General features: G+C 65.7%; 11 protein-coding genes. 3 read left to right on the top strand and 8 right to left on the bottom strand.

The genetic code is table 11. From position 1 onward, the window contains the following. The coding region (locus F8271_RS27120; protein ID WP_225854789.1) for a hypothetical protein at positions 1-593 on the top strand (593 nt) is incomplete at its 5' end. Positions 594-617: 24 nt separating this feature from the next. Here the strand turns inward: F8271_RS27120 and F8271_RS27115 are convergent. The 5 genes from F8271_RS27115 to F8271_RS27095 all read right to left on the bottom strand — a co-directional run bounded on the left by F8271_RS27115 (position 618) and on the right by F8271_RS27095 (position 6,008). Further along, positions 618-1,193 carry a hypothetical protein gene (locus F8271_RS27115; protein ID WP_151492691.1) on the bottom strand — a complete coding sequence of 192 codons (576 nt, stop codon included), beginning with the start codon at positions 1,191-1,193 and terminating at the stop codon, positions 618-620. 86 nt (positions 1,194-1,279) lie between these two features. Further along, a complete protein-coding gene (locus F8271_RS27110) occupies positions 1,280-1,885 on the bottom strand; it encodes a DUF6879 family protein (RefSeq protein ID WP_151492690.1) in 606 nt (201 codons plus the stop codon). 64 nt (positions 1,886-1,949) lie between these two features. Then, on the bottom strand, positions 1,950-3,116 hold the full coding sequence (locus tag F8271_RS27105; RefSeq protein WP_151492689.1) for a hypothetical protein: 1,167 nt from the start codon (positions 3,114-3,116) through the stop codon (positions 1,950-1,952). Beyond that, positions 3,116-4,285, bottom strand: a complete 1,170-nt coding sequence (locus F8271_RS27100) for a hypothetical protein (protein ID WP_151492688.1) — start codon at positions 4,283-4,285, stop codon at positions 3,116-3,118. The genes F8271_RS27105 and F8271_RS27100 overlap by 1 nt, the downstream gene beginning before the upstream one ends. Positions 4,286-4,463: 178 nt before the next feature. Then, entirely contained in the window at positions 4,464-6,008 is a 1,545-nt protein-coding gene (locus tag F8271_RS27095) for a B12-binding domain-containing radical SAM protein (RefSeq protein WP_151492687.1), read from the bottom strand. Between the two features lie 310 nt (positions 6,009-6,318). Between F8271_RS27095 and F8271_RS32640 the strand changes: the two genes are divergently transcribed. Both F8271_RS32640 and F8271_RS27090 read left to right on the top strand, forming a co-directional pair. Beyond that, complete coding sequence (locus F8271_RS32640; RefSeq protein WP_192580477.1) at positions 6,319-6,540, top strand: hypothetical protein; 222 nt, start codon at positions 6,319-6,321, stop codon at positions 6,538-6,540. Beyond that, a complete protein-coding gene (locus F8271_RS27090) occupies positions 6,480-6,947 on the top strand; it encodes a hypothetical protein (RefSeq protein ID WP_151492686.1) in 468 nt (155 codons plus the stop codon). The genes F8271_RS32640 and F8271_RS27090 overlap by 61 nt, the downstream gene beginning before the upstream one ends. Before the next feature lie 4 nt (positions 6,948-6,951). On the opposite strand, the gene F8271_RS33460 is transcribed toward F8271_RS27090, so the two are convergent. From F8271_RS33460 to F8271_RS33455, 3 genes are all read right to left on the bottom strand, one after another. Next, complete coding sequence (locus tag F8271_RS33460; RefSeq protein WP_225854788.1) at positions 6,952-7,548, bottom strand: hypothetical protein; 597 nt, start codon at positions 7,546-7,548, stop codon at positions 6,952-6,954. Positions 7,549-7,982: 434 nt separating this feature from the next. Continuing rightward, complete coding sequence (locus tag F8271_RS27080; RefSeq protein WP_225854787.1) at positions 7,983-10,085, bottom strand: DUF1524 domain-containing protein; 2,103 nt, start codon at positions 10,083-10,085, stop codon at positions 7,983-7,985. Between the two features lie 63 nt (positions 10,086-10,148). Further along, on the bottom strand, positions 10,149-10,341 hold a 193-nt coding region (locus F8271_RS33455), incomplete at its 5' end, for a hypothetical protein (protein ID WP_225854587.1).

Raw genomic sequence — 10,341 nt, 5'->3', positions numbered from 1 at the left:
CGGGGAGCGTAAGGGGTGGGGGAGCCCAGGAACGCCGCCGCCAAGAGCGCGTTGAGAGGGCTGCCGAATTTTGTGTCGGGGTTCTTAACGACGGGTGGGCTGATGTTGTGTCCGGCCGCGTGACGGAATACGTCGCCGAGGAGACCTGGAAGAGGCTCTTCGGGCGGCGGCGCCGCAGGAGGTGCAAGCTGTTGGCTCAGACGGCCGGGGCAGTACTGGCCGGAAAGCAGATGCTGCACGGTCTCGTCGGAGCCGTAGCGGCCTGGCTGGCCAGCCTTTTCGGCGGTGACAGGGTAGTGCAATCCATCGCCCGTCAACTCGCGTCGAACATCCCGCTTCCTCCTGACGCCAAGATGGTGGCTACGGCGCGGGGATTGCAGGTGATCGGGGTGCTGCTATGTCTGTTTAACGGTGATGACCTGAGGAGATGCCAATGCTTTATCGATCTTGCTCTTGAGGAAGCCAAGACGCAGGTAAAGAAGATCCTCCTCGCCGCGATGGAAAACTGGACGGCGTTGGCGTGGTTCCCGGCCTCACCTGCGGTGGCGGAACGAGGCATCTATGGCATGTACGGGAGCACCGGAGGGCACTGAATCGCGCACCCGGATGATGGCCGGTCAGCTTGGACGGACCGTGGCGGGTGGAGGCATCACGAAACCCTCGGCGTACGTCTGGCGGGCAGCCTGTAGGAAGTCGAACCGCTCCTTGTGCGCACGGTCCCAGCCGGCCTCAAGCCCAGGCGGCCAACGACGGCCGCGGTACCGCTTGTCGATGATTTCTGAGAGTGAACCGACCGCGTCGAGCAGAGCCTGAGCGCGCTGCGCCAGTGAATCAGGTCCCGCGACCTGAACGACGGCGTTGGCGGCGACGAGTTGGTTCCATTCGGCCGTGTACTGCCGGTGCTGCTCTGTCGGCTGCTCACCCTCGGGATGAAGGTTCAACAGGTCGCTGAGTTCCCGGGCCTGATCAAGGAAGCTGTCCACTCGGGTCAGGAGCACGACGTAGGCTCCGCTGCTGGCGTCGGCGAGCTGGGTGCTCCGGGCCCGCTCGGCGTCTGCGAGCTCATTGCCGCGAGCATGTTCGGCTTGAGCACGTTGGGTGCGGGTGCTCAGCCAACCGACGGCGAACGTGGCGCCGCCGCCAACGAGCGCACCCAACAAGACGAAGAGGCCCGTCGTGATCTCAGTGGTCACGCAAGGCAGTAGAACATGGAAGGCCGCGATTGTCTGCCCTGGAGGCTTGGCTGCCCGGCTTCGTCCGACCCGGCGCCTTCCATCTCTCACCCCGAGCGGGGAGGCCCCGTCGGCGCCACTGCACGGGCGAAGAACTCGTCGAGCGGCTCACCGCCCTGGTAGAGCGACTCGATGAACGATTGGCAGCTTGCCACCAGGTCGGGGTCACGCCAGCGGCGGGCGGACGCCAGCACACCGTCGGCGTCGTAGACGGCCTCGTACATCACCTCGGTGCCGAGGGTGTAGATCTCGGGCACCTGACCGCCCGACTCGGCTGCCGCCACCGCGTCCGCGCCGACCACGTGGGTCAGACCGCCGTACTCGTGTCGCAGCCGAAGCACGTGTAGTTCCCACTGAAGGTAAGGCGTGAGGGGCTCTTCGACCACTCGTACCCGACGGGTGGCGAACCCGTTCTCGGTGATCCGCCGGTAGTAACTCTGGAACTCGTGGCGGCGCGCGTTGAGGATCCGCAGCGAATCCTCCCACCGCCCGTCGGCAAACGCTTGCCAACCCTCGTCCCCGGGCTCCCTGAAGGTCTGCTGGCGTTCCAGCTTCCAGAAGCCCGGAGCAGTGGTCTGCCAGAACCGATCGTCCGCCCAGTAATCCTCCAGGCGGAGTCGCTCGCCGGGATCCCCGCGGAACAGGTCATGCATCAGGTACGTCCACCTTCGCGGTGATCATGGCCGATCGGGGATGATGATAAGCCAGATTGTCCCGCTACCTACGCTTCCACACGACCACGGCACCGGCTTTGGGGAGAATCCAGTCGTCCACGGAGATGGCGATGAACCGCGTGTCCTGCAAGCTGGGCGCGTACTCCACGGACGCCGGCCGGGTCAGGCCGAAGAAGTCCAGCGCGCGGATCCGCGCGATGTCCGGAACGGAGACGCTGATCGAGTACGTTGCGGCGAAGGTCGGCTTGGGCACCTCGAAGCTGAGCAGGTTACCGTCCGCCAGCACCTTCGCGTTGAACGAGTACTGCACGAAGACATCCGCCCGGTCGGTGAACTCCTCGGCGGGCGGGAAGGCGACGTACTCGCGCTCGGCGTCGTTCTTCTGAAACTGCACCTGCTGGCCGCCGAAGTTGACGCTCAATAGCGCGAACGCCTCGTCCCACTGGCTGTCGAACTCGCCGGTCGAGGGCAGCCGCCAGACGACGCCCATGTCACGCGCCCGCAGGAGCCGGTCGTAGTCGTCCTGCCAGCCGCCGACTTTGAACGTGAACCGCGTCCGCTTGACGTCGTTGGTGTGGTAACCGAACTGGAAGAACACGTCGTAGTAGTCGTGCTGACGTCCGCTGGTCTCCGCCTTGTGTAACCCGAACACCTCGGCTCGTACGACGAGGTTGCGCCACTGCTCCTCTGACTCGAACACGTTGTTTCGCAGCTTGCGGGCGATGACGCTGCCCAGCTCGGCGTTCCCGCTCCTCAGCCGCGCCGCGTTCTCGATCACCCTGTCCAACTCCTCGGGAGCGAGTTGTAAGGCCTCCAGCCGCGAGCCAGCGGCCAGCGATTGCGCTACCGCGGTCCGTACCCCTTCTTCCTGTTGCCGCAGCGCGGCCCGCACCATCTCCACGAACCGGTCCTCGGCCACCTGGTTGAGCAGGACCTGGAAGATGCTGATCGTCAGGCCGGCCTGGAAGATTGCCACCCCGACGTCGTAGACCCGCAACGTCGACCAGAGGCTCGTCGGAGTAGAGATGGCCAGCACGCCACCGGGACCAGTCGTGATGGTGGGGTCCCCGGATGGCGCGATCAGGATGAGCAACAGGCCCACTGCCGTTGCCAGGAAGCCGAGCAGCAGGCCACGACTGCGGTACAGGTCGGCGAGCGCTCCGGGCAGAGTGCGCCGAGGGTTCGTCGAATGCGGCGATGAAGGCTCCACTACTGGGGCGCCTTACCGAGTGGCGGAAGGTACCTGATGACGGGCAGGCCGGCCGATTCGCCCATCGACAGGTAGTGCTGGACGTTGGAGTAGCCGATTCGATCGCCGTCTCGCACGAACAGTGCCGACTCGCTGCCGAGCCGCTTGAGCAGCGGTACGCCGACGATGGCCGGCACGTTCGCCCGCGCGCAGATCTCCGTGAGAGAACGCTGCTCGTCCACGTGATCGATGAGCACGACCTCAAGAGGCGTGAAAACGTGGGACGGCAGGTATCCGTTGCAGAAGGATTCCAGCAGCCAGGTCGTGTCGTCGTCCCAGTTGCCGCGGGGCAGGTCCAGTGTTCGGAACGTACCGCTGAAGAGGGCTACCTCCGCCTCATGGATCTTGGCGCGTCCCCGATGCGCCAGCTCGATGAGACCGTCAATGCCGAACTCCTGGTAGAGCAGGAATGCCTGCCGGGTGTGATCGCGGTAGAGAGACCACAACTTTGGTCGCTCGGCCCCGTGGCGGCCATACACCAGGATGTTGCGCAGTGCGTGCAGTGGCACGGCGGCCGTCGCTGCGAAGCAGGTGCCAAGTACCTCGGCGATTCCTTCCTCCAGCCCCATGGCGTAGACCTCGGGGTCGACCCGGCCCGGCACTGTGTGAACGACTTCGTGGGCGAAGAGGGCCTCGCTGTAGAGCGGCCGCAGGCCGTCACGGCGGAAGTAGACCCCGGACGGGATGCCGTAACGCTCCTCGTCCTCCCGGTCCGGCGCGAACGCGGCCCATCCGAACTGGTCGAAGGGTGCCGGGAAATCGTCCACCACGTAGAGATCCGAATCGCCGAGGTCGAGCCCCGCACCTGTCAGTCTGGCCGTGATGTCGCCGCCCGCTGCGGTGACCCGATCGTGCACGGCGGTCTCGGCCTGAGGGACCTGCACTGCGGCAACTGCCCGGAGGTCGTCCGCCATCAGCGTGCCCAGCGCGGCTTCGTCGTCGTGGAGCGGCCCATCGGGTGACATGGAGTCGGCCAAGTCGCAGAGTGTCGCTGCTGCGGACGCTGCATCAGCTGCCGCCGCCAGGTCGATTGCCGCGCCCACTCGCTCGACAAAGCGATCGATGTTGGCGAATCGGCATGCGGAGAGATACATGCCGCCGTACAGGAAGTCACGTGTGGCCGTGCTCAATGAAACCCTCGCCCCTGTCGCTCCTTGACGCATGGCTGTCCCGTTCCGTCAGGCGCGGGACAGTCACGCCGTCCTTGCCGTCCTTGATGGCATCCCACAACGATGGTGGTCAGCCGCCACCGCCGTTGCCGTTGACCCAACCCTCACCACGCTTCATGACCATCACCTCCGCTCATCCTCAGCTGGTGGATCTCGGCCCGACTGACTGCTGCCGAAGGGCAGCCGTCAATCGCGACGTCTCGTTCATGACCTCCGCGGCGACCTGGGTGAATGAGGCTTCCAATCCGCTATCCACGACTTCGGACAGACATCGCTGGGCTGCGACGATCATGCAGCTTGTGCTCTCGTCCGAGAGCGCTCGCAGCGAGCGGAGGCGCTCGAACGACGCGGCGTCATCTCCCCGGGCAGCGCGAAACTTCTCCGTATCGCAGGCGGCCTCGATGTCTTCGAACGGCGCGAGAGCCCTCCGCATCCCGGTGTACAGGTGGGACACACGTGGATCCGTGAACTCGTAGTAGACCCGGTACTTTTCGGTGTGCATGGCCACGCCGTGCCGCTCGTAGTACCGCAGCAATGGTGCTCCGGGGTACAACTCCAGGCGATTGGTGAGTCGGGAGTAGCTTGTGACCCGGCTTCGGGCGAGGAAGCTGAGGTTTTCGGCAATGCCGGCGAGGGTGGACATCGGTTGAAACATGATGAAGCCGGTTGAGAAGTCGATGTTCAACCGGCGTAGCGCTGCTATGGCTGCCTCAACCTGATCATTGCTGGTCCTCTTCGCGAACAGCCGGATGTCGGAGCTGGTAGCCGATTCGATGCCGATCAGCACGTGCCGCAGCCCGGCCTCGCGCAGCCGTCCCAGCAGATCCTCGTCGATCTCGTCAACCCGGCACTCGATCGAATAGGTGATCTGGAACGGGAGTTGGCCCAGGTGTCGTACGAACTCAACGGCCCGTTCCCGGCCCTGACCGGCCCCGCCCAGGAAGTCGTCATCGACGATGCTTATCGCTTTGACACCGTGGGTCTCGTGCAGGTGAACGATCTCGTCGATGACCGACGCGGCGCTGCGGTGTCGCCACTTCGGCAGACTGTGGTAGCGGTTGGCGTAGTTGCCAGACTGGCAGAACGTGCAGTGCGCCGCGCACCCCCGGCTCGTCGACATCGTGGCGTGCCCGCCGCGGTACGCCACCGGTGACGGGTCGCGAAAGGCGAAGGGCAGTTCATCGAGCGCTGCGACAGGAGGTCGAGGCCCTTCCGTGACGATCCGACCATCCTGTCGCGTCTGCAGGCCCTTGACGCCACCGTCGCCCTGGCCGCGCATCAGCCTGGCCCAGACTTCGGCAATCGTCTCGTCACCTTCGTACATGCATGCTGAATCGAGTTCGGGGCAGTCGCGCAAGACCTCTTCCCAGAGAAACTGCAGCCCCTGGCCACCGATCGTGAGATACGCGTTCGGCGCGTACTGGCGCAGATGTCGCGCCAGATCCATTGCGTCGGGAGTCTGCCGGGTGAAGAGGACGCCTATGCCGATCAAGGTGGCCCTTTGTGCGAGTTCGCGCACCAGGTCGGGCGGTGGCGTCGGGCATTCGTCGAACACCTGCACCTGAACATCCAGGCGCTCAAGCACTGCCGCGACGGCGCGGAGACCCAAACTTTCGGCTGAGCGGTACTCGCCGTGGTCATAGGCCGGAGCGACAAATAGCGCGGATGGTGCAGGTTGGACCACTCTGCTTCCCCGTCCCGGAGGTTCGCGTACCCGATTGTGTCAGGGGCCGCTCCGTACCGGAAGCCTCTGTGCCTACTCATGTCGACCGCCGAGTTCGGCCGCCGCGACGTGCCCTCCGGCACCCAGTTGCATGGAAGAAAGTCAACACTGTCGTCCTTCCCGGCACGGACGTCGCCAAGGACCTGGACGACATCGCCGCAGGCCGGGCCACCTGGTAGCCGGAGCGGTAGCGCTATCAGGTCGACGGCCGTACGTACGCGGTCGAGCCGACCGGCACGGTCTTTCCTGAGGGGGTCCCGGCCTGGCGCAGTTGAACCGCGCCGAGTACGGCGCGCTGAAGGAGTACATTGCCGCTGGCGGCGACATCGAGAAGGCGAGAGCCGCGATTGCCCGCAATCCGTTCCTGACCGAGGCCGCGCAGGAGCGGGCGCTGGAGGTCTTCCGCCACCACAAGAGCTACCGGGGTAAGCGTTGCGCTATCAGATCCACTTCGAGAAGGAACTGCCCGCCGAAGCGCTACGCCGATTCCTGAGCGAGGACTACGGCATCTCACCGGACGCGGTCTACGTCGGGCGGATCGAGGACCGGGCGATCGATGACCCTCGGCCGGTCGCCATGCTCAATCCTCCCTACGAGGACGGGGAGTTCGGCTGGATCCTGACCGGTGACACCGAGCTCGCCGATGCCACTGGTCAGGGGGAGCGAGAGTTGGCGGCCACCCTGGCCCGCACCTTCGGGGTGCGGGCGCTGGTCGACGACGGTGGCATCTACCCCGACCGGTGGGTGCTGGTCAGCACCGACGGCAGCAGTGGTCGGGTCCTCACCGACGAGGATGCTGCGGCCGACGGGCACCTGCGCGTCGTGCATGCTTTCGAACCGATCAGCGGTGAGCCACAGCTCACCGTCGTACCGCCACCGGACTGGGCCCGCGACTGGTGACCGACTAACTGGTGGCGACCCGCCGCTGGATCCGGTCGACGATCGACGCCCTGCGGTAACCCGGCAACTCGACCCGCACCACCTGGGCGAACTCCTGCCGCATCGCTGCGAGGTCAATCGGCCGCCCGGCGAGCTCCGCGCAGAGCTCGTCCAGCGGCCATGCCCGGTAATGTCCGTAGCGGATGGCGTAGATGGCCACCGAGTGCAGGGCGAAGGCGTCCGAGTAGTCCAGCAGCACGTACCCCAGCAACTGGTCGATTTCGGCTCTGGTGAGTGCGGCCGCACGGCTGCCGTCCGGCCGGGCCCTTCCCTGGGTGGCCTTGAAGTCGACGAGCACTCCGCCGACGATGAGATCGGCGTCAGCGTTGAGGTCGACGCTGCCCTCGAACGTCGAACCGGTGGCCACGGGCCCAGACGGCAACCGTGGTAGCAGTTTCTCCACGGCCAGGTCGCGCATCGCGATCAGGTTGGCGACCTCGTCGGCGTTGGCCAGTGCCAGCAGGTCCGACGCCCGACTGTCCAGGCCGAGCTGCATCAGGCGTGATCCGTCGACCCGAGCCGCCCGGTACAGCTCGACCAGAAGAGCGAGCGCGTAGGACATCCGTGCCCACCACTCGTCAGAGCGCTTCCTGAACCGGGCCGGGCGGATTGGCCCGGCGTGATTGCCGTCGTGATCGACGGCACCCAGGTCGTGCAGCAGTTCCAGGCCAGCCCGTCCGCATGGCGCGCGCCCTGAGCGGAGACCGGCCATCGCAAGCCTGACCGAAGGGGACGGGTCGATCATGAACCGCAGCCACCAGTCGATAGCGGCGCCTTGCGTCCCGAGCGCAACCGTCGGAGACGGCAATAGCCGGGCCAGGCCGACGGCCTCCCGGTAGTCGGCCTGTACATCGTGGTGGTGCGGGAACTTCGCGCGGAGCCAACGGGCCACCGGGCTCTTGGCGTTCTTTACCTCATTGGTTAGCGCGGACACGGCTACCACCTCGATTGCTGCGAAGGCAGGTCGACATATCGGAGAAGACATCTGGCCTTTCGCTAGACAGTGAGGGTTTCGTCCTCCTCTTGCTCGGATAGATGGGTCTGCTCGTAGAACCACTGCAGGTGCTCTACGAGGGCTGCGGCGGCGGCGCTGTCGGCGAGGACGGTCAGGGCGAAGCTGGGGCGTAGGTTGAGCTTCGCGGCGGCGATGCTCACGCCGGGAAGCTGATTTAGTCGTTGCCGGAATTGCTCACGCAGCGTCACGTCGTCGAACGGCAAGCGGCTGGCCAGGTGTTGGAAGACCACCTCGACTTTCCCGCTGGGATAGAGCGTCACAGGCCAGATGTCGCCGTCGCGGTGGCCACGCTCGCGGGCCATCAGGAAGCAGGACGTCTCCGCTCCACCGCCGTAGAGGAGCGTGCCGCCCATCTCGGTCCATCGGTCGAGCAGCGTCAGGGCGGCTCCGGCGACGACGACGTCCTGCAACACTCCGAGCTGCTCGGCGAAGCGGTCGGCACGGGACTGCCCGTCACCAGGTCGCGGCCGAGGCAGCCGTCGGGGCAGTTCGTCGGGGGCTAAGCCGCTCAGTTGCGCCAGCTCATCGAGGTCGATGCGCTGGGTCGGGTCCGCCCGACCCTGCTGGTCGAACAACACCCCTTCGGCTTGTAGCGCCGCGATCGGGTCGTCCGTTCGTCCGTCGGGCCAACGGAATCCACCGGCCTTCGTTCCCTCGGCCTGCAACACCCGATGAGCATTAGTCACCGGGACGGCGCGCAGCCGGTTGCCGACTGGCTGGGGCGCGGTGCCGATCAAGGCGGCGAGGTCCCCGTAGGTTGTCCAGGATCCGGCCGGCATCGCGGCGAGCGCCGTTTCCATGAGGTCCCAGCGTACCTCAGACTGATCCACCGTCGATCCGGTGGGACCCGGCCAAAGGTTGATGATCCGCTCGGCGAGGGTGTCGGCGCGGGCGTGAATCTGCGGTCGCCCCCAGCGTTCGCAGGTGATGATGTCCTGGGTGAGGCGGACACCGCTCTTGGCGAGGTCGACCCGCTTGACCGCGAACGGGCTGTTGCCCAACTCGGCGTTGTAACCGGTCAGGGTGAGGTTGCCCAAAGTATGTTTCAGGGCACCGTGAACCTCGACGACGTTCTCGTGCGGTTCGAGGTCCGCAGCGAGCATGCGCTGCCACTCTGGACCCATGCTTTGCGGCAGGACGTGCTCGATGGTCAGCTTCGCCGGGGAGACCGGCTCCTTGCTGTCGTACGACTCCTCCAGCCAGCGCAGCACCAGCGAACGCTGCGACGCCCGCCCGTTGGTGTAGAACGGTAGCGACCGGACCGCGTGACGTACGTCGGCGTCCGTCGCGTAGTACTTGCGCCCGTCTGACAGGTAGGCGTGCACAGCCTGGTCGACCGGCAGGTCCTTGTTCATCTCGGTGACGATGGATACCAGGTTGCGGTTGATGTTGGCCGTAGCGCGGCCAATGAGCAGCCGCCGAACCAGGAAGCTCTCTACGTACCTCATCGCGGAGGCAACCTCTGCGCTGGTCGCGGTGCCCAGGCTGCGCCGTTCCAGCAGATGCAGCAGCAGTGGGTTGACGGTGCTGCTGCCCCAAGCCTGCAAACGTTCCAGCCGGAGGCGTACGCCCGGGTCCTGCTCCTTGCTGGGATGCAGGATGATCTCCAGCAGCGTGCCCAGGTGACCGAACCGACGTACCTCGGCCTCGACGTCGTCCTCCGTGCTGAGCCGGTCGAGCCGCGCCTGCTGTCGCGCGTACGTGTCACCTTGCGTGATCCGCGGATCGCGCTGCACCAGATCCAGCCAGAACAAGTTCTCTAACTCGGTCGAGTTGAACCGCTTCTGTAACGGCAGCCAGTGCGCGTCGTAGACGGTCTTGCTGCGGTTCGGCAGACGCATGAACAGGTAGTTCCGCAGCAAGTCGGCTTGGGTCAGCTTGAGGCCGGTGTTGTTCAGCGACTCAAAAATTCGGTAGACGTTGTCCTCAAGGTGCGCGATCACCGAGACCAACGCCAACCCGAAGAGCACCGCGTCTTCCAGGTGGTTCACCTTCGCTGCGACGGCAGGGCTCGCCAGTCTGTCGCGGAAGAACTTGTAGGCGGCACCGACCTCGCCTCCACCGGCCTGGGCCGAGGAGTCCACGCAAGCCAGATAGGCGTCGAGGTCGGCCTGGGTGGGGACGCAATGCCACGTAGCTTAAGTTGATCATGTTGTGTGGGGTCGAAGACGGTAGATGTGAACGGTGGCTGGGTCTGGGTGGCGGATGCTGGCCGGCTCGTCGCGATTCTTGACGCGGTAGCTGTTGTGGCGGGCTCGTTTGACGGCGCGGGGGCAGGTGCGTTCCCGGCGTTCGGGGATCAGCAGGGCGGCGAGGCCGGCGAGGTGGGCCGGTAGTTGG

The sequence above is a fragment of the Micromonospora sp. ALFpr18c genome (assembly GCF_008868155.1).
GTDB lineage: Bacteria > Actinomycetota > Actinomycetes > Mycobacteriales > Micromonosporaceae > Micromonospora.
This window is presented reverse-complemented; position numbering and strand designations above follow the sequence as displayed.